The sequence below is a fragment of the Streptomyces albidoflavus genome, from assembly GCF_000719955.1.
GTDB lineage: Bacteria > Actinomycetota > Actinomycetes > Streptomycetales > Streptomycetaceae > Streptomyces > Streptomyces albidoflavus.
Map to the genome: position 1 here is coordinate 79,836 of NZ_JOII01000020.1, position 22,078 is coordinate 101,913.

General features: G+C 72.5%; 20 protein-coding genes, 1 tRNA gene and 1 pseudogene. 14 read left to right on the forward strand and 8 right to left on the reverse strand.

Features of this window, described 5'->3' with window-relative positions; all coding sequences use genetic code 11:
• Positions 1 to 24: 24 nt before the first annotated feature.
• Both IF45_RS0120585 and glmS read left to right on the forward strand, forming a co-directional pair.
• Entirely contained in the window at positions 25 to 300 is a 276-nt protein-coding gene (locus tag IF45_RS0120585) for a hypothetical protein (RefSeq protein WP_003948191.1), read from the forward strand.
• 90 nt (positions 301 to 390) lie between these two features.
• A complete protein-coding gene (gene glmS / locus IF45_RS0120590; RefSeq protein WP_003948192.1) occupies positions 391 to 2,220 on the forward strand; it encodes a glutamine--fructose-6-phosphate transaminase (isomerizing) in 1,830 nt (609 codons plus the stop codon).
• 31 nt (positions 2,221 to 2,251) lie between these two features.
• On the opposite strand, the gene IF45_RS0120595 is transcribed toward glmS, so the two are convergent.
• Positions 2,252 to 2,776 (reverse strand): universal stress protein, encoded by a 525-nt coding sequence (locus IF45_RS0120595; protein WP_030308848.1) that lies wholly within the window; start codon positions 2,774 to 2,776, stop codon positions 2,252 to 2,254.
• 735 nt (positions 2,777 to 3,511) lie between these two features.
• Between IF45_RS0120595 and IF45_RS0120600 the strand changes: the two genes are divergently transcribed.
• From IF45_RS0120600 to IF45_RS0120620, 5 genes are all read left to right on the forward strand, one after another.
• Positions 3,512 to 3,715, forward strand: coding sequence for a hypothetical protein (locus tag IF45_RS0120600; protein ID WP_018894990.1), 204 nt, complete (start codon positions 3,512 to 3,514; stop codon positions 3,713 to 3,715).
• 448 nt (positions 3,716 to 4,163) lie between these two features.
• Entirely contained in the window at positions 4,164 to 5,384 is a 1,221-nt protein-coding gene (locus IF45_RS0120605) for a helix-turn-helix domain-containing protein (protein WP_003948195.1), read from the forward strand.
• Between the two features lie 105 nt (positions 5,385 to 5,489).
• Positions 5,490 to 6,092: an oligoribonuclease gene (orn, locus tag IF45_RS0120610; protein ID WP_003948196.1), complete on the forward strand. Its 603-nt coding sequence runs from the start codon at positions 5,490 to 5,492 to the stop codon at positions 6,090 to 6,092.
• A gap of 91 nt (positions 6,093 to 6,183) precedes the next feature.
• Positions 6,184 to 6,256, forward strand: a tRNA-His gene (locus IF45_RS0120615).
• A gap of 153 nt (positions 6,257 to 6,409) precedes the next feature.
• A complete protein-coding gene (locus IF45_RS0120620; protein ID WP_030308850.1) occupies positions 6,410 to 7,060 on the forward strand; it encodes a hypothetical protein in 651 nt (216 codons plus the stop codon).
• Between the two features lie 246 nt (positions 7,061 to 7,306).
• Here the strand turns inward: IF45_RS0120620 and IF45_RS0120625 are convergent, their stop codons facing one another.
• The 5 genes from IF45_RS0120625 to IF45_RS0120645 all read right to left on the reverse strand — a co-directional run bounded on the left by IF45_RS0120625 (position 7,307) and on the right by IF45_RS0120645 (position 10,698).
• A complete protein-coding gene (locus tag IF45_RS0120625) occupies positions 7,307 to 7,564 on the reverse strand; it encodes a hypothetical protein (RefSeq protein WP_030308852.1) in 258 nt (85 codons plus the stop codon).
• A 259-nt stretch (positions 7,565 to 7,823) separates the two neighbouring features.
• Positions 7,824 to 7,994, reverse strand: coding sequence for a hypothetical protein (locus IF45_RS33405; protein WP_018468238.1), 171 nt, complete (start codon positions 7,992 to 7,994; stop codon positions 7,824 to 7,826).
• 40 nt (positions 7,995 to 8,034) lie between these two features.
• Complete coding sequence (locus IF45_RS0120635; RefSeq protein WP_003948199.1) at positions 8,035 to 8,262, reverse strand: hypothetical protein; 228 nt, start codon at positions 8,260 to 8,262, stop codon at positions 8,035 to 8,037.
• Positions 8,263 to 8,350: 88 nt separating this feature from the next.
• Positions 8,351 to 9,406: a LacI family DNA-binding transcriptional regulator gene (locus tag IF45_RS0120640; protein WP_003948200.1), complete on the reverse strand. Its 1,056-nt coding sequence runs from the start codon at positions 9,404 to 9,406 to the stop codon at positions 8,351 to 8,353.
• 86 nt (positions 9,407 to 9,492) lie between these two features.
• The gene (locus IF45_RS0120645) at positions 9,493 to 10,698 is read right to left on the reverse strand and encodes an RNA-guided endonuclease InsQ/TnpB family protein (protein ID WP_030308854.1); all 1,206 of its coding nucleotides are present in this window, start codon (positions 10,696 to 10,698) and stop codon (positions 9,493 to 9,495) included.
• A gap of 304 nt (positions 10,699 to 11,002) precedes the next feature.
• Here IF45_RS0120645 and IF45_RS0120650 point away from each other — a divergent pair, with 304 nt between their 5' ends.
• The 6 genes from IF45_RS0120650 to IF45_RS0120675 all read left to right on the forward strand — a co-directional run bounded on the left by IF45_RS0120650 (position 11,003) and on the right by IF45_RS0120675 (position 19,452).
• Positions 11,003 to 12,340: an ABC transporter substrate-binding protein gene (locus IF45_RS0120650; RefSeq protein WP_018894991.1), complete on the forward strand. Its 1,338-nt coding sequence runs from the start codon at positions 11,003 to 11,005 to the stop codon at positions 12,338 to 12,340.
• Positions 12,341 to 12,346: 6 nt separating this feature from the next.
• Entirely contained in the window at positions 12,347 to 13,393 is a 1,047-nt protein-coding gene (locus IF45_RS0120655; RefSeq protein WP_008405309.1) for a carbohydrate ABC transporter permease, read from the forward strand.
• On the forward strand, positions 13,390 to 14,313 hold the full coding sequence (locus IF45_RS0120660; protein ID WP_003948204.1) for a carbohydrate ABC transporter permease: 924 nt from the start codon (positions 13,390 to 13,392) through the stop codon (positions 14,311 to 14,313). The genes IF45_RS0120655 and IF45_RS0120660 overlap by 4 nt, the downstream gene beginning before the upstream one ends.
• Before the next feature lie 91 nt (positions 14,314 to 14,404).
• Entirely contained in the window at positions 14,405 to 15,913 is a 1,509-nt protein-coding gene (locus IF45_RS0120665; RefSeq protein WP_030308856.1) for a GH1 family beta-glucosidase, read from the forward strand.
• Between the two features lie 176 nt (positions 15,914 to 16,089).
• A complete protein-coding gene (aspT, locus tag IF45_RS0120670) occupies positions 16,090 to 17,766 on the forward strand; it encodes an aspartate-alanine antiporter (RefSeq protein ID WP_030308858.1) in 1,677 nt (558 codons plus the stop codon).
• Positions 17,767 to 17,799: 33 nt separating this feature from the next.
• The gene (locus IF45_RS0120675; protein WP_030308860.1) at positions 17,800 to 19,452 is read left to right on the forward strand and encodes a bifunctional aspartate transaminase/aspartate 4-decarboxylase; all 1,653 of its coding nucleotides are present in this window, start codon (positions 17,800 to 17,802) and stop codon (positions 19,450 to 19,452) included.
• A gap of 303 nt (positions 19,453 to 19,755) precedes the next feature.
• Here the strand turns inward: IF45_RS0120675 and IF45_RS0120680 are convergent, their stop codons facing one another.
• Positions 19,756 to 21,186, reverse strand: a complete 1,431-nt coding sequence (locus IF45_RS0120680) for a HAMP domain-containing sensor histidine kinase (protein ID WP_018894996.1) — start codon at positions 21,184 to 21,186, stop codon at positions 19,756 to 19,758.
• Positions 21,183 to 21,872, reverse strand: coding sequence for a response regulator transcription factor (locus tag IF45_RS0120685; RefSeq protein WP_008405319.1), 690 nt, complete (start codon positions 21,870 to 21,872; stop codon positions 21,183 to 21,185). Before IF45_RS0120685 ends, IF45_RS0120680 begins: the two co-directional genes overlap by 4 nt.
• On the opposite strand from IF45_RS0120685, the pseudogene IF45_RS34440 reads away from it, so the two are divergent.
• A pseudogene (locus IF45_RS34440) lies at positions 21,871 to 22,078 on the forward strand (hypothetical protein); the annotation flags it as partial. The gene IF45_RS0120685 and the pseudogene IF45_RS34440 sit on opposite strands and share 2 nt — an antisense overlap.

The window sequence follows — 22,078 nt, forward strand, 5'->3', positions numbered from 1 at the left end:
GTCCGCGCGACCCAGTATCGATCCGTGCTCGAACGCCGTACGAACCACGACGACCTGGTCGACCACCTGGTCCGCACCACGCCGCTGAGCCGCGGCGAGGCCGGCCGGGTGGTCATGGACGTCCTGGCGTACTTCGACGAGACGACCGAGGAGTGCGTCCGCCGCCGTCACCGCGAACTCCAGGCCCAGGGCCTGGGCAACACGGAGATCTTCGAGCGGATCGCCGAGGAGCTGCCGCGCAGGGCCGTGGCGCCCCCGGCACTCTCCCTGCGCCAGCTGCGCCGCATCGTCTACGGCTGACCAGGCCGCCCGGCACCCTCATGCCGGGAGCGCCGAGCACCCGGGCGGGCCCACCGGCCCGCCGGAACACGTCCAGGAGGGGTTTCACCTATGTGCGGAATCGTGGGATACATCGGCCGTCGCGACGACGTGGCGCCGCTGCTGCTGGAGGGCCTCCAGCGCCTGGAGTACCGGGGTTACGACTCGGCCGGCATCGCCATCCACGGCAAGTCGGGCTCCAAGTCGACCGGGCTGAAGTCGGTCAAGGCCAAGGGGCGCGTCCGCGACCTGGAGGCCAGGGTCCCGGCCCGCTTCAAGGGCAGCGTCGGCATCGCGCACACCCGCTGGGCCACCCACGGCGCCCCCAACGACGAGAACGCCCACCCGCACCTGGACGCCGACTCCAAGGTCGCCGTCGTCCACAACGGCATCTTCGACAACGCCTCCGACCTGCGCGCCCGGCTCACCGCCGACGGCGTGGTCTTCCTCTCCGAGACCGACACCGAGGTCCTCGCCCACCTCATCGGCCGCTCCGAGGCCGACACCCTGGAGGGCAAGGTCCGCGAGGCCGTCGGCCAGATCGAGGGCACCTACGGCGTCGCCGTGCTGCACGCCGACTTCCCGGACCGGATCGTCGTCGCCCGCAACGGCTCCCCGGTCGTCCTCGGCATCGGCGAGAAGGAGATGTTCGTCGCCTCCGACGTCGCCGCCCTGGTCTCCCACACCCGCCAGGTCGTCACCCTGGACGACGGCGAGATGGCCACCCTCAAGGCCGACGACTTCCGCACCTACACCACCGAGGGCTCGCGCACCTCCGCCACGCCCACCACGGTGGAGTACGAGGCCGAGTCCTGGGACATGGGCGGCCACGACACGTACATGCACAAGGAGATCTTCGAGCAGGCCGAGGCGGTCGACCGGGTGCTGCGCGGCCGGATCGACGACCGGTTCTCCACCGTGCACCTCGGCGGCCTCAACCTCGACGCCCGTGAGGCGCGCGGGGTCCGCCGGATCAAGATCCTGGGCTGCGGCACCTCGTACCACGCCGGCCAGATCGGCGCCCAGCTCATCGAGGAGCTGGCCCGCATCCCCGCCGACGCCGAGCCGGCCTCGGAGTTCCGCTACCGCAACCCGGTGGTCGACCCGGACACGCTCTACATCGCCGTCTCCCAGTCCGGCGAGACCTACGACGTGCTCGCCGCCGTGCAGGAGCTGAAGCGCAAGGGCGCCCGCGTCCTCGGCGTGGTCAACGTGGTCGGCTCGGCCATCGCCCGCGAGGCCGACGGCGGGCTGTACGTGCACGCCGGGCCCGAGGTGTGCGTGGTCTCCACCAAGTGCTTCACCAACACCGTGGTCGCCTTCGGCCTGCTCGCGCTGCACCTGGGCCGCACCCGCGACCTGTCGGTGGCCGACGGCAAGCGGATCATCGCGGGCCTGCGCAAGCTGCCCGAGCAGATCGCCGACATCCTCTCCCGCGAGGACGAGATCGAGAAGCTGGCCGAGGAGTTCACCGAGGCCCGCTCGATGCTCTTCATCGGCCGCGTGCGGGGCTATCCGGTGGCCCGCGAGGCCTCGCTGAAGCTCAAGGAGGTCTCGTACATCCACGCCGAGGCGTACCCGGCCTCCGAGCTGAAGCACGGCCCGCTGGCGCTGATCGAGCCGGCCATGCCGACCGTGGCGATCGTCCCCGACGACGACCTGCTGGAGAAGAACCGGGCGGCGCTGGAGGAGATCAAGGCCCGCGAGGGCAAGATCCTCGCCGTCGCCCACCGCGAGCAGGAGAAGGCCGACCACACCATCGTGGTGCCGAAGAACGAGGACGAGCTGGACCCGATCCTCATGGGCATCCCGCTCCAGCTGCTGGCGTACCACACCGCGCTGAAGCTCGGCCGCGACATCGACAAGCCGCGCAACCTGGCGAAGTCCGTCACCGTCGAGTAGCCGGTCCGGTCGTCCCCTGGGCCGCCCCGGCTCAGGGGATGACGACCACCGGTCTGCGCGCCCGCCGGGCCAGCCGCCCGGCGACCGAGCCGAAGAGCCGCCCCACGACGCCCTGGCTGGAGCCGACCACGACGGCGTCGGCCTCGTACTCGGTGCCGACCTCCTCCAGCTCGTGGCAGATGTCGCCGCCGCGCTCGACGAGGATCCAGGGCACGTCGCCGAGGTACTCGGCGCAGGCCAGCTCCAGTCCCAGCACCTCGGTGCGGTGGTCGGGCACGTCGACGAAGACGGGCGGCTCGCAGCCGGCCCACACCGTGGTGGGCAGCCGGTTGGCCACGTGGACGATGATCAGGCCCGAGCCCGAGCGGCGGGCCATGCCGATCGCGTAGGCGAGGGCGCGCTCGCTGGAGGTCGAGCCGTCGAAGCCGACGACGACGCCGTGCCGGAAGGCCGGGTCGCAGGGCTGACGTGTTTCTTCCGCCGCCAGGGGCTGGGCCGAGGGATCGGCCACCTGCCGCTTGCGGTCCGCTGATTCAAAGGATTCGTGACCGGCCATCGGTGTCTCGGCGGGAGAGGTCCTTGGGGGACTCGTGGGAAGGGGACGGCTGACGGAGTGAGCACGGCTCCGGGGGGAACCCCGGGTCCGGAGGTCGAGCGGCGGTGCCGACGGCGCCCGGAGGGGCGACGACCGGCCCGAGGGACCGGCCCGCTGTGTCCGGGAAGCATCTTCCCAACCACTCGCCCCAAGAGTACGGCGCCACTTCTCCCGCGTTCGGACCTTGCCCGGCCCGTACCCAGAAGAGGGCCCGCCCATGCGCCGTTCTCACGGACCGGCGCGCACCGCCCGGCGAAAGCTCCCGGAGGGACCCGAACCGGCCCGGTGAAGCCCCTCCGGACGCCACCGCCGGGCGGCGCGCTGGACGGAGCATGCCCGAGCGGCGCCCCGATCGCAACGGCCGGACGGCCCCCGCCGCCCGGGGGACACGGGGTCCCCGGGTCGGCCCAGCCCGCGCCGCCCCGCTGTGACCCGGGCGCGGGCGGAGCGTTGAACCGGCGTACCCGCCCACCCTGGGAGCCCCTCGTGCCCGTCCCCCACGTCTCCGGCCCGGACCCCGCCGCCCTCCTCCCCGGCCCCCCGCCCGCACGGGCGCCGGAACGCGGCGCGCGGGCACCGGGAACCGCCTGCGCGGGCGCCAGGGCCCCACGCGGCCTCCCCGGGGCCCGCACCGCACCCCGCGCGGCCTGCGCGCCCGCGGCCTCCACGGCGGCACGGGGTGCCGGACCGGCCCCGGTGAGCACCGCCGTCCGCTGGGCCGCCTTCGGCTGCGTCCTCGCCCCGGTGGTCCTGGTGGTCTACGGGGCGTCGGCGGGCGGCGTGATGTGGGTGGCACCGGTACTGGCCGCGGTGACCGGGATCTGCCGGCTGTTGTTGCGCCGGGCGGAGCGGGGCGGCGCGACGGGCGCCCGGAGCGCCGCGGGAGACGTTCCCAGGTAGGGGCGAGAGGGGCGCACGGGGGGCGGTCAGGGGGCGCACTTTTCGTACACCGGAGAGCTGACCGGTTCGCACGCACGCGCCCGTATGTTTTCAGCCAAGTTGACGAACCGTTGCACCAGGGTGGGTGGACCCCCGTCACCCCCGGCACGACCTGCGAGGACAGGACCGTGCGAGGCGTTCGCACCCTACGGGGACCGGCCACCCGCCGCAGACGCACTTCCCAGTCGAGCCCTGGAGTGCGACGCTTCGTGATCGAATGCTTCACGCCACGTTGCCTTGTCGACATTCCGGCGTCTGCTCAACTGGTCACGGTGGCACCACGGGACACAGTAGATTCGATCATGACTGTCTTATGGCGGGGGACACGCGCAGGACCGAGGGGAAACGTGCAGGAGCGACAGATCCGACAGGACTGGAGTGTCACGGCCACCGAGGGGGGCTTAGTCACATGAGCCACGACTCCACCGTCACGGCGGACCTCGCGGGCCGCAAACTCTCCGGGCGGCGCCGCAAGGAGATCGTCGCGGTTCTCCTCTTCAGCGGCGGTCCCATCTTCGAGAGTTCCATCCCGCTCTCCGTCTTCGGCATCGACCGCCAGGACGCGGGCGTGCCGCGCTACCGGCTGCTGGTCTGCGCCGGCGAGGACGGACCGCTACGGACCACCGGCGGACTGGAACTGACGGCGCCTCAGGGCCTGGAGGCCCTCGCCCGGGCAGGGACGGTGGTGGTGCCCGCCTGGCGGTCCATCACCTCACCCCCGCCCGCCGCCGCGCTGGACGCGCTGCGCCGGGCGCACGAGGAGGGCGCGCGCATCGTCGGGCTGTGCACCGGCGCGTTCGTCCTGGCCGCCGCCGGGCTGCTCGACGGCAGGCCGGCCACCACGCACTGGATGTACGCGCCGACGCTGGCCAAGCGCTACCCCTCGGTCCACGTCGACCCGCGGGAGCTCTTCGTCGACGACGGGGACGTGCTCACCTCGGCGGGCACCGCCGCCGGGATCGATCTCTGCCTGCACATCGTCCGGACCGATCACGGCAGCGAGGCCGCGGGCGCCCTGGCGCGCCGCCTGGTCGTGCCGCCGCGCCGGGCGGGCGGGCAGGAGCGCTACCTCGACAGGTCTTTACCGGAGGAGATCGGCGCCGACCCGCTGGCCGAGGTCGTCGCCTGGGCGCTGGAGCACCTCCACGAGCAGTTCGACGTGGAGACGCTGGCCGCACGCGCGTACATGAGCCGCCGGACCTTCGACCGGCGCTTCCGTTCGCTGACCGGCAGCGCCCCGCTCCAGTGGCTCATCACCCAGCGCGTGCTGCAGGCGCAGCGGCTCCTGGAGACCTCCGACTACTCGGTGGACGAGGTCGCGGGCCGTTGCGGCTTCCGGTCGCCGGTCGCGCTGCGCGGGCACTTCCGCCGCCAGCTCGGCTCCTCCCCCGCCGCGTACCGGGCCGCCTACCGGGCCCGCCGTCCGCAGCAGGAGCAGCAGCGGCCCGAGCCGGTGCAGCCCACGCAGCCGGTGCAGGTCTTCGACGGGCCGCTCCCGCCGCAGCTGCGCCGGACGCCGCAGGGAGTCGGCGCCCACCACGGCGACCCGGGCCGGGGAGCACCGGAGGCGTACCTCCAGGGGCGCGCGGCACTCCCGGGCCAGCGGGAACGTCCGCTGGGCGGCGTCTGAGAGAGGACAGCTCCGGCCCTCGGGGTCCGGCACGCACTTCCCGGTGTGTGCCGGACCCCGCACGGGCCGGACGGGTTTTCGCGGACAGGGCCTAGGCTGAGCCGTATGAACGACCGCATGGTGTGGATCGACTGCGAGATGACCGGGCTCTCGCTGGCGGACGACGCACTCATCGAGGTGGCCGCGCTGGTCACCGACTCGGAACTGAACGTGCTCGGCGACGGCGTGGACATCGTGATCCGTCCGCCGGACGAGGCGCTGGAGACCATGCCCGAGGTGGTGCGCAAGATGCACACCTCCTCCGGGCTCCTCGCCGAGCTGGCGGAGGGCACCACGCTGGCCGACGCGGAGGCGCAGGTCCTCGCGTACGTCCGTGAGCACGTCAAGGAGCCCGGCAAGGCTCCGCTGTGCGGGAACTCGGTCGGCACCGACCGGAACTTCCTCGCGCGGGACATGGCGGCGCTGGAGGGGTACCTCCACTACCGCATCGTGGACGTCTCCTCGGTGAAGGAGCTGGCGCGCCGGTGGTACCCGCGGGCCTACTTCAACAGCCCCGACAAGAACGGCAACCACCGCGCCCTCGCCGACATCCGCGAGTCCATCGCCGAGCTGCGCTACTACCGCGAGGCGATCTTCGTGCCGCAGCCCGGGCCCGACTCCGACACCGCGAAGGCGATCGCCGCCCAGCACGTGCTGACCTCGGAATAAGGCCCCGCGCGGCCCCCGGGAAAAGGTGTGCGCGAGCACCCCCTCGGACCCTGTACACTTTTTCTCGGCCGGTCGGAAACGACCGGACGCGGTGGGTGTAGCTCAGTTGGTAGAGCACCTGGTTGTGGTCCAGGTGGCCGCGGGTTCAAGTCCCGTCACTCACCCTGTGGCCAAGAGCCCCGTCCTGAGAGATCAGGACGGGGCTCTTGGCGTTCCCCCGCGGGCCGCTCCCCGCGCGACCCCGCCCGATCCGCGCCACAGTGGGAAGCAGGCACGCCCCCAAGGACACGTACGCCTCGTACGAAGGGAGACCGGACGTGAGTGCTTCGCAGTCCGCCGTCGCCGCCACCCTCCTCGACCGGCACGGCAGCACCTACGCGCGGGAGGCGGGGATCACCCTCAAGGACACCCCGCAGCCGCTCTACCAGTTGCTCGTCCTCAGTTCCCTGCTCAGCGCCCGCATCCGGGCCTCCGTCGCGGTGGCCGCCGCCCGCGCCCTGTTCCACGACGGGATGCGCAATCCGCGCACCATGGCCGACGCGAGCTGGCAGGAGCGGGTGGACGCCCTCGGCGAGGGCGGTTACCGGCGGTACGACGAGCGGACCGCGACCCAGCTCGGCGACGGTGCCGAACTGCTCCTCGACGCACACCGGGGGGACCTGCGGCAGCTCCGCGAGGAGGCCGACGGCGACGAGCAGACCCTCGTCCAGGGCCTGCGGGAGACCCCGGGCATGGGCCCCGCGGGCGCCGGCATCTTCCTGCGCGAGGCCCAGGCCGTCTGGCCCGAGTACGCGCCCCGCTTCGACGGCAAGGCCCGCCAGGGCGCCGAGCGGCTCGGCCTCCCCCAGGACCCGAAGCGCCTGGCCCGCCTCGCCGGGGACGCGGGCCCGGCCGTCCTCGCCGCCGCACTGGTCCGGGCCGCCCTGGAGAAGAAGGTCGCCGCCGACGTCCTGCAACACGCGGGCTGAGCCGCACCGCGCCTCTGAGGCCGTACGGCGCCATAGCTGCCGCCGGCGGTCGGGGCGGGCACTCAGGAGCGCCGGGTCGGGGGACGGTCGCCGTGGCCGCCCGCAGGCTGATCCCGCAGCGGCGCGGAGCGGGTATGCGGGGCCGCGTGACGGGCACGGGCGGAGCGGGTCGTGCACATGGCGGCGACGGGTGACGAAACTGGCCGTGGGTGGTGAACGTACGGGCCGCGCTCCGGTGACCGGGCGTCAGTCCGTGGGTAGCACGCTCAGCCGCAGTCCGGCCAGACCGCCGCTGCGCCGCTCGTCGGTCCGGACGGCCTGGATCATCAGCGGCTGAGCGCCGGAGGGGGCTTCCTCGGCGGCGCTGAACCGGTACTCGACGACCCGGGTCGCTCCCGGGGCCAGGTCGCGGGCGGCGTCGGCGCCCCTGAGCGGCTCGTAGTCGTTGGCGACGACCAGGTCGGCGGTGCGCCACTGGCCGTCCGGGGTCTCCCGGTGCTCCACCTCCAGCCGGGGGTCGCGCTCGCCCGCGTCGGTCCACTCCAGCTGGGCGGAGAGGGCGATGCCGGTCAGCGGCCGGTCCGTGGTGTTGCAGAGCTTGACGAGGACGGTGGCGGGGGCGCCTCCGGGGCGCAGGGGGACGCCGTCCTCGGGCTGCCGGGGCGGCTCCCCGCCTGCTCTTCTGCCTGCTCACGGGGTGCCTCTCGCTCGCCTGACCTTTGTCGATCATGACGAGGAAGAGGGCATGGCGGTTGCGGACGGGTCAGGCCGCGACGACCACCTCGGCGCGGACCGCCTGGGCCCACTCGACGAGCAGCCGCTCGTACGCCGCGCGCTCGGTGGGGGTCAGGCCGCCGCGGCGCATGAGGAGGGCGCGGATCTCGGCGTTGACCACGGCGGCGGGGCGGGGCGCGGTGTCCGTACGGGTGTTCATGGAGCCGACCGTACTTGGGGGGTACGACAACGGGCCGCGCTCACTCCGTGGGGGGCTGGCGGGCCTGCTGGCGCAGTTCCTTCTCCACGGTGTGGCGGTCGAGTCCGGCGGTGGCGGCGAAGTCGCGTACGGCCACGTCGACCTCGGCCGCGGCGTTGAAGTAGAGGCGCCGCGCCGCGTCCCGCTCGTCCTCGTCGAGGTGTTCGAGCCGGCGCCCCTCGTCGTCGGCCGCGCGCTGGAGCCTGATCAGGTAGTCGGGGAGTTCCACCCGAGGGATGGTACGGCGCGGGGTGGGCCGGGGGCGGGAGGCTCGGCCGCGCGCCCCCGGTGCACCACGCGCCGGTGCCGCGACCGGCTCAGGACGAGGCCCGCACCACCAACTCCGTGTTCAGGACGACCTGCCGGGGTCTGCGCAGCCGGGAGCTGTCGGGGCGGCCCTCGGCGATCTCGGCGAGGAGCGCCTCGGTCATGGCGCGGCCCATGGCGGCGGTGGGCTGGCGGACGGAGGTGAGCGGAGGGTCCATCAGGCGGGCGACGGCGGAGTCGTCGAAGCCGACCAGGGCGACGTCCTCGGGGATGCGGCGGCCGGCCTCGCGCAGCACCTGGAGGGCGCCGGCGGCCATCACGTCGGAGCAGGCGAAGACGGCGTCGAGTTCCGGGTGGCGGTCGAGGAGGAGGCGCATGGCCTGGCGGCCGCCCTCCTCGGTGAAGTCGCCGGCGGCGACCAGGCTGTCCTCGGGGGGCCGGCCGGCGTCGCCGAGGGCGGAGCGGTAGCCGTCGAGGCGGCGCTGGGCGCCGTAGACGTCGAGGCGGCCGCTGATGGTGGCGATGGTGGTGCGGCCCCGCTCCAGCAGGTGGGTGACGGCGGCGCGGGCGCCGGAGTAGTTGTCGGTGTCGACGGAGGCCAGCGGCTCGTCCTCGCTGCGGCGGCCGCTGATGACGGCGGGGATCTCCAGCTGGGAGAGGAGGTCGGGCAGCGGGTCGTCGGCGTGGACGGAGACCAGGAGGACGCCGTCGACGCGGTGGGCGGCGAGGTACTGGGCGAGGCGGCGTCGTTCGCGGGCGCCGTCGGCGAAGGTGAGGAGGAGCTGGAGGTCGGTCGGGCCGAGGGCGGCGCCGATGCCGCTGAGGATGTCGGAGAAGTACGGCTCGGTGAAGAAGCGGGTCTCGGGTTCGGGGACGACCAGGGCGATGGCGTCGGTGCGGTTGGCGGCCAGGGCGCGGGCGGCGGTGTTCGGGACGTAACCCAGTTCCGCGACGGCGGCCTCGACGGCGGCGCGGGTGGCCTCGCTGACGCGGGGGGAGCCGTTGATGACGCGGGAGACCGTGCCTCGGCCGACCCCGGCGCGGGCGGCGACCTCTTCGAGGGTGGGGCGGCCCCCGCTGCGCCCGTTGCTCCGACCAGCCGTCATCCGTTGCCTCCCAGTAGTGGGCACGCGCCCGTGTCGTGCCCCAGGATCGGAGGAGACCGTAACAGCCCGTTGACTTCCTCCCCTGCCTAATGGCGGGGGATTCCAGCGGTCGCCCGCTGGGGTTCCTGCTTCACCGACGACCGCCCCGTCCGGGAGGACTCCCGTTGAGGTCTTACACCGTCTCCACAGGCAGACGCCGCCAGCCCGGCGGCCAGGATGTTGCCTGCCGCGTTCACGTCGCGGTCGTGCACGGCGCCGCAGTCACACGTCCACTCGCGGACGTTCAACGGCAGCCTCGCACGGACCGTGCCGCAGTTCCCGCACAGCTTGCTGGACGGGAACCAGCGGTCGATCACGACGAGTTCGCGCCCGTACCAGGCGCACTTGTACTCCAGCATGGAGCGGAGTTGCGTCCACGAAGCGTCGGAGATGGCGCGCGCGAGCGTGCCGTTCTTCAGCAGGTTGCGGACGGTGAGGTCCTCGATCACGACCGTTTGGTTCTCACGGACGAGGCGGGTGGACAGTTTGTGCAGGGAATCGCGGCGCCGGTCGGCGATCCGTGCGTGGACCCTGGCGACCGCGCGCCGGGCCTTCTCCCTGTTCGCCGAGCCCTTCATCTTACGGGACAGCTCACGCTGGGCTTTGGCCAGGCGGGCGCGATCACGGCGCTCATGCCGGGGATTGGTGATCTTCTCCCCGGTGGACAGCGTGACGAGGGAGGTGATCCCGGCATCGATACCCACGGCCGCCGAGGTAGCCGGTGCGGAGGGGAGGGAGTCCTCGCACAGCAGAGACACGAACCAACGCCCTGCGGCGTCGCGGGACACGGTCACCGTCGTCGGCTCCGCGCCTTCGGGAAGCGGACGCGACCAGCGGATGCCCAGCGGCTCCGCCATCTTCGCCAGAGTCAGTTGCCCGTCGCGCCACTTGAAAGCGCTGCGGGTGTACTCGGCCGACGCCCGGGACTTCTTCCGGCTCTTGAAGCGCGGGTACTGCGCCCGCTTGGCGAAGAAGTTCCCGAACCCGGTCTGGAGGTGACGCAGTGCCTGCTGGAGCGGAACGGAGGACACCTCCGCCAGAAAGGCCAGCTCCTCGGTCTTCTTCCACTCCGTCAGAGCGGCCGACGACTGCACGTAGGAGACGCGGCGCCGCTCCGTGTACCAGGCCCGCGTGCGCTCCTCCAGCGCCTTGTTGTACACCAGGCGGACGCAGCCGAACGTGCGGGACAGCTCGGCCGCCTGCTCGTCCGTGGGGTAGAAGCGGTACTTGAACGCCCGCTTTACTTGCTGCATTCTCACATCGTATCGGATTCCATGTGAGCGGCGGGTGCCGATCAGGGGACGACAGGCGCCGTTTCGCCCTGAAGGGCCGGGTATTCGCGAAGGAGCCCCGACAACCGACCGGACCTGGCGGCGTCATGTGTCTTGACACTCCTGCCCGCAGCCGCGACTCTTCACGACATCACGGGTGGGAGCGCTCCCACCCTAGCTGCCACTCCAACACCCGTACATTCCCTGGTTCGACCCGGAGGAGCCGACTTCAGCCGCCCGCAAGGGGGTTGACGGGCCGGGACCGGACCGGCGTCAGGAGGAGACCATGCGCACCATGCGTACGAGAAGCCGTACGGCCCGCAAGGCGGTGGTCCTGGCGGCCGTCGCCGCCCTGGGGACCAGCCTGCTCGCGGGCTGCGCGTCGGACGACGAGCCCGAGGCCGCCGGGGGCGATGCCGGTTCGGACCAGGGGAAGACCACGCTGACCGTCGGGGTCTTCGGTGCGTTCGGCCTCAAGGAGGCCGGACTCTACGACCAGTACATGAAGGAGAACAAGGACGTCGTCATCAAGCAGACGTCCATCGAGCGGAACGAGAACTACTACCCGCAGCTCCTCACCCACCTGGGCACCGGCAGCGGTCTCGCCGACATCCAGGCCGTCGAGGCCAACAACATCGCGGAGATCGTCCAGACCCAGGGCGACAAGCTGGAGGACCTCTCCAAGGCCCCCGGCGCCGACAAGGCCGCCTTCCTGGAGTGGAAGTGGGCGCAGGGCACCACCGAGGCGGGCAAGACGGTGGGGCTCGGCACGGACATCGGTCCGCAGGGCATCTGCTACCGCAAGGACCTCTTCGAGAAGGCGGGCCTGCCGACCGACCGCGAGGAGGTCGGCAAGTTGTGGGCGGGCGACTGGGACAAGTACCTGGAAGCCGGCAAGGAGTTCCAGAAGAAGGCTCCCAAGGGCGCCAAGTTCGTCGACGGCGCGCCCGGTGTGATGGCCGCGGTGACCGGCAGCAGCGAGACCCGCTACTACGACGACAAGGGCGAGGTCGTCTACAAGTCGAACCCGGCGGTGAAGGAAGCCTGGGACCTGGCAGCCGAGTTCGCCTCCGAGGGACTGACCGCCAAGCTCCAGCAGTTCACCCCCGGCTGGGACCAGGGCTTCTCCAACGGCACCTTCGCCACGGTCTCCTGCCCGGCGTGGATGCTCGGCTACATCCAGGACAAGGGCGGTGAGAAGGGCGCCGACAAGTGGGACGTCGCCCAGGCGCCGAAGCCCAGCAACTGGGGCGGCTCCTTCCTGACGGTCCCCTCGGCCGGCAAGAACAAGGAGGAGGCGGCCAAGCTCGCGGCGTGGCTGACCGCGCCGAAGCAGCAGGCGAAGCTCTTCGCCGAGCGCGGCTCCTTCCCGAGCGCGCAGGCCGCCTACGACCTGCCGGAGATCGCCGACGCCAAGCACGAGTACTTCGACGACGCGCCGATCGGCAAGATCTTCGCCCAGGCCGCCGAGGGCGCCCCGGTGCAGATCCTCGGCCCGAAGGACCTGGTGATCGCGCAGAACCTGGCCGACGTGGGCATGCTCCAGGTCGACCAGAAGGGCAAGTCCTCCGAGGAGGGCTGGAAGGCCGCGGTCAAGGCGATCGACAACGCACTGGACCAGTGACCCACGATGGCGAGTGAATTCTCGGCGGCCGCGCCCTCCTCGGTGGAGGAGGGCGCGGCGGCCCCCGCGAGCGGGGTGGCGGTGGCCTCGGGGCCGCCCCAGGACCCCGGCAGGGAAGCGGCCGACCGGCGGCGCGAGCGGCGCTCCCGCTGGTACCGGCGGGACGTGAAGTGGAGTCCGTACGCGTTCATCGCGCCGTTCTTCCTCTTCTTCGCGGCCTTCGGTCTCTTCCCGCTGCTCTACACCGGGTGGGCCTCGCTCCACCGGGTGGAGCTGACGGCCCCCAACGACATGGAGTGGATCGGGCTGCGCAACTACACGCGCCTGCTCGACGACGAGTTCTTCTGGAACGCGCTCCAGAACACCTTCACCATCGGCATCCTCTCCACGGTGCCGCAGCTGCTGATGGCCCTGGGCATCGCCCATCTGCTCAACTACCGGCTGCGCGGCTCGATGTTCTTCCGGGTGGCGGCGCTCACCCCGTACGCCACCTCGGTGGCGGCGGCGACCCTGGTCTTCGTCATGCTCTTCGGCCGCGACTACGGGATGATCAACTGGTTCCTGTCACTGGCCGGTTTCGAGCACATCGACTGGCAGAACGGCAGCTTCACCTCACAACTGGCCGTCTCCTCCATCGTCGTGTGGCGCTGGACGGGCTACAACGCGCTGATCTACCTGGCCGCGATGCAGTCCATCCCCTCCGACCTGTACGAGTCGGCGGCCCTGGACGGCGCCTCGCGCTGGCAGCAGTTCCTGCACGTGACGCTGCCCTCGCTGCGGCCGACCATCCTGTTCACCGTGGTCGTCTCGACCATCGGCGCCATCCAGCTCTTCGGCGAGCCGCTGCTCTTCAACGGCGGCGGCGGGGCGACGGGCGGCTCCGAGCACCAGTTCCAGACCCTCGGCCTGTACCTGTACGAGCAGGGCTGGACCAACCTGCACCTGGGCCGGGCGTCCGCCATCGCCTGGGCCATGTTCCTGCTGCTGATCGTGATCGGGCTGGTCTCTCTCGCGGTCACCCGGTGGCTGCGCCGAGGCGAGGGGAAAGCATGAGCATCGCACCATCGCCCGCCCGCGAGGACTCCGCTCCCCGCACCCTCGCCACGCCGCCCGGGAAGCGGTCCCGGCGGCCGCGCCGCAGCGGGGCCGGGCGCCAGCTGCACGGCGGCCGGATCACGTACGCCGTGCTCGGCGTGGTCACCTTCATCTCGCTCTTCCCGCTGGTCTGGACGGCCATCGCGGCCTCGCGGAACAACACGCGGCTGGCCGAGACCCCGCCGCCCTTCTGGTTCGGCGGGAACCTCTTCAAGAACCTGGAGATCGCCTGGACCGACGCCAACATGGGGTCGGCCCTGCTGAACACCCTGGTGGTGGCCGGCACGGTCTCCGTCGGCACGGTGCTCTTCTCGACCCTGGCCGGGTTCGCCTTCGCCAAGCTGCGGTTCCGGTTCAAGAACGCGCTGCTGCTGCTGGTGATCGGCACGATGATGGTGCCGCCCCAGCTCAGCGTCGTACCGCTGTACATGATGGTGGCCAAGCTCTCCTGGTCCGACCAGCTCCAGGCGGTCATCCTGCCGACCCTGGTCACCGCCTTCGGTGTCTTCTTCATGCGGCAGTACCTGCTCCAGGCGCTGCCCACCGAGATCATCGAGGCGGCCCGGGTCGACGGCGCCAACAGCCTGCGGGTCCTGTGGCACGTGGTCTTCCCGGCGGCCCGGCCCGCGATGGCGGTGCTCGGGATGCTGACCTTCGTGCAGTCCTGGAACGACTTCTTCTGGCCGATCATCGCGCTGACCCAGAACGGCAGCCCCACGGTGCAGGTGGCCCTCACCGGCCTGGGCCGGGGGTACATCCCCGACCAGTCGGTGATCATGGCCGGCGCGCTGCTGGGCACCCTGCCGCTGCTGATCGCCTTCGTGGTCTTCGGCAAGCAGATCGTCGGCGGCATCATGCAGGGCGCGGTGAAGGGCTGAGCGGCCCTTGAGGACACCCCCGGGCGGCGGGCCCGACCACCCGCCGCCCGCCCCGCCCTTCCCCCACCCCAAGTGAGAACGGGAGTACGTCTTGACCTCAGTCCCCACCGCAGCCACCTCCGCCACGCCCACCACCGGGGAGGTGCCCGGGGAGGCGGCCGCCCTGGCCCGGCAGGGCAGATTCCCCACCGACTTCCTCTGGGGCGCGGCGACCGCCTCGTACCAGATCGAGGGGGCGGTGGCCGAGGACGGCCGGACCCCGTCGATCTGGGACACCTTCAGCCACACCCCGGGGAAGACGGAGAACGGCGACACCGGTGACGTCGCCGTCGACCACTACCACCGCAGCGCCGAGGACGTGGCGCTGATGGCCAGGCTCGGCCTCGGCACGTACCGCTTCTCCGTCTCCTGGTCGCGGGTGCAGCCGACCGGGCGCGGCCCCGCCGAGCGACGCGGCCTCGACTTCTACCGGCGGCTCACCGACGACCTGCTGGCCCGCGGCATCCGGCCGATGGTGACGCTGTACCACTGGGACCTGCCGCAGGAGCTGGAGGACGCCGGCGGCTGGCCCGAGCGGGAGACCGCGTACCGGTTCGCCGAGTACGCGGCCCTCGTCGGCGAGGCGCTCGGCGACCGCGTCGAGCTGTTCACCACCCTCAACGAGCCCTGGTGCAGCGCCTTCCTCGGCTACGGCTCCGGGGTGCACGCCCCCGGCCGCACCGACCCGGTCGACGCCCTGCGCGCCGCCCACCACCTCAACCTGGCGCACGGTCTGGGCGCGCAGGCGCTGCGGGCCTCGGTGCCGGCCGGGCGCACGCCGAAGATCGCGGTGAGCCTCAACCCGAGCGCGGTGCGGGCCCGTACGGCCGCGCCGGAGGACGAGGACGCGCGGCGCCGCATCGACGCGCTGGCCAACCGGGTCTTCACCGGGCCGATGCTGCACGGCGCGTACCCGGAGGACCTCCTCGCGGACACCGCGCGGCTCACCGACTGGTCCTTCGTCCAGGACGGCGACGCCCGGACGGCCTGCCAGCCGCTGGACCTGCTGGGCATCAACTACTACGCCCCGGCGATCGTCTCCGGCGGCCGGGTGGACGGGCCGCGCGACGACGGACACGGGGCGAGCGCCCACTCGCCGTGGCCGGCCGCCGACGACATCACCTTCCACCAGGCGCAGGGCGAGCGGACCGCGATGGGCTGGGGCGTCGACCCGACCGGCCTGTACGACCTGCTCACCAAGTACGCGGCCGAGGCGCCGGGCGTGCCGCTGCTGGTCACCGAGAACGGCGCGGCCTACCCGGACGCGCCCGACGCCCAGGGCCGGTTCCACGACCCGGACCGCATCCGCTACCTGCACGGCCACCTCTCGGCGGTGCTGGACGCGATCCGCGACGGCGCCGACGTGCGCGGCTACTACCTCTGGTCGCTGCTGGACAACTTCGAGTGGTCCTACGGCTACGGCAAGCGGTTCGGCGCGGTCCACGTGGACTACGACACGCAGGTGCGCACCCCGCGGTCGAGCGCCCACTGGTACGCGCGGGCGGCCCGGGACGGCGTGCTGCCCCCGGCGGACTTCCGCCCGGAGCCCGACGCGGGCTGATCCTCCCGGAGCCGGGGCGGGTGGTGGCGCGGGTTCTGACCCCGCGCCGCCACCCGCCCATTCTCCCGCCTGCCGGGCCCCGGCGCGGCTCCGTCCCCGGGCGACGGGAAGCCGCTTAACTCCCTTTCGTGCACCTTCCGCCCGTTCTGACCGCTCCCGCCCGGCGCTGAGGCGCCATGGGCATCATCCGCGACCACCCCGAGCTGGCCCTGTTCCTGTCGCTGGCCGCCGGATACCTCCTCGGCAAGCTGCGCGTCGGCCCGATCACCCTCGGCGGGATCTGCGGCACGCTGATCGTCTCGCTGCTCCTGGGCACCCAGCACGTCTCGGTCGGCGACGACGTGCGGAGCGTCTTCTTCGCCCTGTTCATCTTCTCGCTGGGGTACATGGCGGGCCCCCAGTTCTTCGCCAACCTCAACCGGCGCAGCCTGCGCTTCTTCGTGCTCTGCCTGGTCGAGCTGGTCTGCGTGCTCGGCATCGCCTTCGGCCTCGCCAAGTCCTTCGACCTGGACGTGGGCACCGCCTCCGGCATCCTCGCCGGTGCCGCCACCGAGTCGGCCGTGGTCGGCACGGCCACCGAGGCGATCGGCAAGCTCGACGGGCTGACGGCCGGCCAGATCGAGCAGTACCAGGGGCACGTGGCCACCGCGTACACGGTCTGCTACCTCTTCGGCCTGATCACCATCGTGATCTACACCAGCCAGATCATGCCGATGCTGCTCCGGATCAACCTGGCCGACGCCTCCCGCGAGTGGTGGCAGCGGATGCGCGGGAACCAGGGCGGTCTGGAGTCCGGGCAGCGGGAGGCGATGCCCGACGTGGTGGGGCGGACCTTCCTGGTCACCCGGGCCGACGGGCGCACCGTCGGCTCCGTCCAGGAGGCGCTGAGCGGGCGGGTGACGGTGGAGGCGGTGCAGCGCGGCGCCAAGCGGCTCACCCCCGACCCCGGGCTGAAGCTGACCCTCTCCGACCTCGTCATGGTCGTCGGGCTGCGGCCCGACACCATCGAGGCGGGCCGCGAGATCGGCCCGGAGACGGCGGCCGTACCGGGGCTGGACACCCCGCTCGCCACCCAGCAGGTCGCCGTCACCGACAAGGCGACCGTCGGCCACAGCATCGACTCCCTGGTGGCCCGGCACCCCGAGTTCCGCCGTGACGGCGTCTACGTCACCGATGTCCTCCGGGGCGACCAGGACATCCCGGCGGCGCCCGAGACCGAGGTCCGCCGGGGCGACATCCTCACCCTGGTCGGGGCGCGGGCCGGGCTGGACCGGGTGGTGGCGAAGCTCGGGGCGGTGGTGAAGAACGACGCCACCGACTTCATCTACCTCGGCTTCGGCATCGTCGCCGGGTCGCTGCTCGGGCAGATCGTGGTCAAGTTCGGCGATGTGCCGCTCTCGCTGGGCACCGGCGGCGGCTGCCTGGTGGCGGGGCTGGTCTTCGGCTGGCTGCGCTCGCTCCGCCCGACCTTCGGCGCCTATCCCCCGCAGGCCGCGACGACCCTGAAGGACATGGGCCTCGCCGTCTTCATCGCCTGCACGGGGCTGGCCTCCGGCCCGCAGGCGTGGCCGCTGATCAAGGAGTACGGGGCGCTGCTGCCGGTGGCCGGGATCGCGATGGTGCTGGTCCCCGCCACCGTGTCCCTGCTCATCGGCAACCGCCTGCTGAAGATCGAGAAGCCGCTGCTGATCGGCGCCATCGCGGGCCAGCAGTGCTCGACCCCGGCGATCACCGCCATCACCCAGGTGGCCCGCTCCAGCGTCCCGCTGATCGGCTACACGATCACCTACACCCTCTCCAACTTCCTCCTGCCGCTCACCGGCCCGCTCCTGGTGGGCGTCCTCGGCTCCTGACCCCTCCCCTCCCCCGGACCTGCGGAGTACCCCATGACCCAGGCACGCGAGTCCCGCGAGCAGATCAAGTCCTACGCCCAGCTCTCCCCCTTCGAGCTGAAGAACGTCTTCATCCGCCTGGCCGAGGAGAAGCAGGCCGGCGAGCCCGGGCAGAAGGACAAGTCCACCGTCCAGATGCTCAACGCCGGGCGCGGCAACCCCAACTGGGTGGCGAGCGGCCCGCGCGAGGCGTTCCACGCGCTCGGCTACTTCGCCGTCGAGGAGTCCCGGCGGGTCTGGACGGCGGACAACCTCGGCGGAATGCCCGAGAAGGCGGGGGCGAAGGAACGGTTCGACGCCTTCGCCCGCCGCCACCCCGGCCTGCCCGGCATCGAACTGCTGGAGTCCTGCGTGCGGCTGGGCCTGGACCGGTTCGGCTTCGACGCCGACTCCTTCGTCCACGAACTGGCCGACGCCGTCACCGGCGACAACTACCCGGTCCCCGACCGCGTCCTGCCCCACACCGAGGAGGTCGTCCGCGGCTACCTCGCCCAGGAGATGTACGGCGGCACCCTCCCTGAGAGCCCCCTGCGCCTCTTCACCACCGAGGGCGGCACGGCGGCGATGTGCTACATCTTCGACTCCCTGCTGAAGAACGGCGTCCTGCAGCGCGGCGACCGGATCGCCCTGATGGTGCCGGTCTTCACGCCGTACATCGAGATCCCCCGACTGGACACCTACGGCTTCGACATCGTCCAGGTGAAGGCGAGCGCGTTCGCCGAGTCCGGGGTCCGGCAGTGGCGGTATCCGGAGGAGGAGGTCGCCAAGCTGGCCGACCCCTCGGTGAAGATGGTCTGCCTGGTCAACCCGAGCAACCCGCCCTCGCTCGCCCTCTCCGGCCGGGTCGCGGAGCAGATCCGCTCCCTCGTCGCCCGGGACAACCCGGAGCTGATCGTCGTCACCGACGACGTGTACGGCACCTTCGTCGAGGGCTTCCGCTCGCTGGCGGCCGCGATCCCGCGCAACACCCTGCTCGTCTACTCGTACTCCAAGCACTACGGCGCCACCGGCTGGCGGCTCGGGGTGATCGCGCTCCAGGACGACAACGTGATCGACGCCCGGATCGCGGCGCTCCCCGCGGAGGAGAAGGAGCGGCTGGCCCGCCGGTACGGGACGCTCACGCTCGACCCGGCCGGGATGCGGTTCGTGGACCGGCTGGTCGCCGACTCCCGGCAGGTCGCCCTCAACCACACCTCGGGGCTCTCCACCCCGCAGCAGGCGATGATGGTCCTCTTCTCCCTCTTCGGCCTGCTCGACGAGGGCCGGGCGTACAAGGAGAAGGTCCGCTCCCTGGTCCGCGAGCGGTACGGCCTGCTCCTCGAAGGCGCCCACATGAAGGTGGCCGAGGACCCGCTGCGCGCCGCCTACTACGTCGAACTCGACCTGATGGCCGAGGCCGAGCGCGTCCACGGCGCCGCCTTCGCCCGCTACCTCCGGGAGAACTACGAGCCGGTCGACCCCCTCTTCCGGCTGGCCGAACAGACCGGCGTGGTCCTCCTCAACGGCGGCGGCTTCGACGGCCCCGCATGGTCGGTCCGCGTCTCGCTGGCCAACCTGGACGACCTCGACTACCTGAAGATCGGCCACCAACTGCGTTCCGTACTCCAGGAGTACGTGGAGGAGTGGCACGCCGCGGGCGGGAAGTGAGCCGGGGCGCCGCGCCCGGAACAAGGTCGTGCCCCGGCCGGGGTGGGGGGATGGTGCCCGGCCGGGGCACGTTCTTTCCTGTGGGGGGAGTGTTACTCCGGATCCCGTGGGGTACCGCCCGTGTACCCCGGGTGAGCGGCTGGATGCCGGAGTGTGGGGAACTTTTTTTCGTGGTGGTCGTCCGGACCGCCGGCGGTGGGGCGCCGACGAGGAAGACGTTAGCCCCCGGACACCTCGCGAAAGGGGCGGACCGGACAGGGCGCCGGGTTCTTAAGGTTCTCTTAGGACAGCACTCGGACGGCGTTAAGAGGAATGGGGAACTCCACGCCGCCCGGCCCGCCCCTTCCGCGGCCCGCGCCGGCTCGCCCGGCGCCCCGCCACCGGCCCCTCGCCCGTGTCCCGCAGCTGGACCCAGAGCCGCACCTCGGTCCCGCCCAGCACGGAGCGGCCGATGCGCACGTCCCCGCCGGTCGACTCGGCGAGGCGGCGCACGATGTCCAGGCCGAGCCCGGTCGAGCCGACCGCCGGTGCCTCCCCGCCGGCCCCGCCCCGGCCGCGCGCCAGCGCCGCCTCCGGGTCGGCGATGCCGGGTCCCGCGTCGGAGACCAGCACGATCACCGAGTGCGCGCCCTCGCCCCCGTCGTGCAGGTCGACCGCGAACGGGGTGCCCTCGGGGGTGTGCCGGAAGACGTTGCCGAGCAGCGCGTCCAGCGCCGCCACCAGGTCACCCCGGGCGACCGGGATGCGTACCGGCCGGTCCACCCCCGCCACCCGCGCGGTACGCCCCTCGTCCTCGGCCAGCGCCGACCAGAACGCCATCCGCTCCCGGATGACCTCGGCCGCGTCGCACCCGGCCCCCGAACCGTCCGGCTGGGTACGGGGCTTCTGCTCGCGGGCGGTGCGGATGATGGCGTCCACCTCGCACTCCAGCTGCTCCACCGCGGCGCGGGTCTGCTCGGCGGCGGGCCCCTCGCCGAGGGAGGCCGCGTTGAGCCGGAGCACGGTGAGCGGGGTCCGCAGGCGGTGCGAGAGATCGGCGGCCAGCTCCCGTTCGTTGGCGAGGAGTTCCACCACCTGGTCGGCCATGGAGTTGAACGCGACCGCCGCCTGCCGCAGTTCGGCCGGGCCCTCCTCGGGGACCCGCACCCCGAGCGAGCCCTCGCCGAGCGCGTGCGCCGCCCCGGCCAGCCGCCGGGCGGGCCCCACCAGGCGCACCCCGAGCCGGTCGGCGACCGCGACCGAGCCGATGACCAGGGCGACGGCGACCCCGGCCAGCATCAGCCAGGCGGCGGCCACCCCCCGACCGGCCTCGGCCTCGGGCACGTAGACCTCCACGACCGCCGTACGCGAGCCGCTCAGCGCCGTCGGCTGGAGGAGGAGCTGCCCGCCGGGGGTGGCGGTGGTGACGGCGCGGGCCAGGCGCCGGGTGGAGGCGAGGTCGCGGGCGGAGGCGCGGGCGGTGCCGACGGTCAGGGCCGGGCGGTCGCCGTCGGCCGGGACGTGCACCGCCATCCGGCCCTCGGACCCGGCGGTGGTGAACTGCACCGCCCGCTCCAGCGCGGCCCGTTCGGTGGTGACGGTCAGGGCCGGGCCGAGCGCCGCGGCCTGCCGTTCGGCGTGCGAGACGGCGCGGTCGCGTGCGGTCTCGCGGACCACCAGCCCGAGCGGCACCGCGAACGCCACCACCACCATCGCGGTGACCGCCAGCGCCACCTTCACCAGGGCCCATCTCACGCCGGTGGCTCCAGCTTCACCCCGACCCCGCGCAGGGTGTGCAGGTAGCGGGGGGCGGCGGCGGTCTCCCCCAGCTTGCGCCGCAGCCAGGAGAGGTGGACGTCGATGGTCTGGTCGTCGCCGTAACTCTGCTGCCAGACCTCGGCGAGGAGTTCCTTGCGGGGCACGACGACACCGGGCCGCCCGGCCAGGTAGGCGAGGAGGTCGAACTCGCGGCGGGTCAGGTCCAGCGGTACGGAGTCGAGTTCGGCCTGGCGCCGCAGCGGGTCGACGGCGAGCCCGCCCACCCGCAGCACGCGGTCCGGCGGCGCCTCGGGCCCGGCCGCCCTGGCCCGGCGCAGCACGGCGGCGATCCGGGCGGAGAGGTGGGCGACGGAGAACGGCTTGGTGAGGTAGTCGTCGGCCCCGTCGTTCAGCAGCCGCACGATCTCGCTCTCGTCATCCCTCGCGGTGGCGACGATGACCGGTACGTCGGTGATCGACCGGAGCATCTTCAGCGCCTCGGCCCCGTCGAGATCGGGCAGCCCCAGATCGAGAACGACCACGTCGTACCGGAAGTGGGCGACCTCGCGCAGCGCTTCGAGCGCCGTGCCGACGCTGCGTACGGTGTGGGACGCCTCGGTGAGATGGCGGATCAGCGCCGAGCGGACGAACTGGTCGTCCTCGACCACGAGCACATGGGGCATGGGCGGCACCGTACGCCATCCGGGGGACACGGCAGGCGCGGGCTTGACGGGGCACGCGGGGCGACAACCGCCCGGCGCCTGCGGGAGGATGACGCACATGCGGAGAGGAGTGCTCCACGCGCTGGCGTGGACGGCGGCGACCGGAGCGGCGGTCACCCTGTCCTGGTTCGGCGTCCACACCGTCCTCTCCGGCACGGTCTACGACC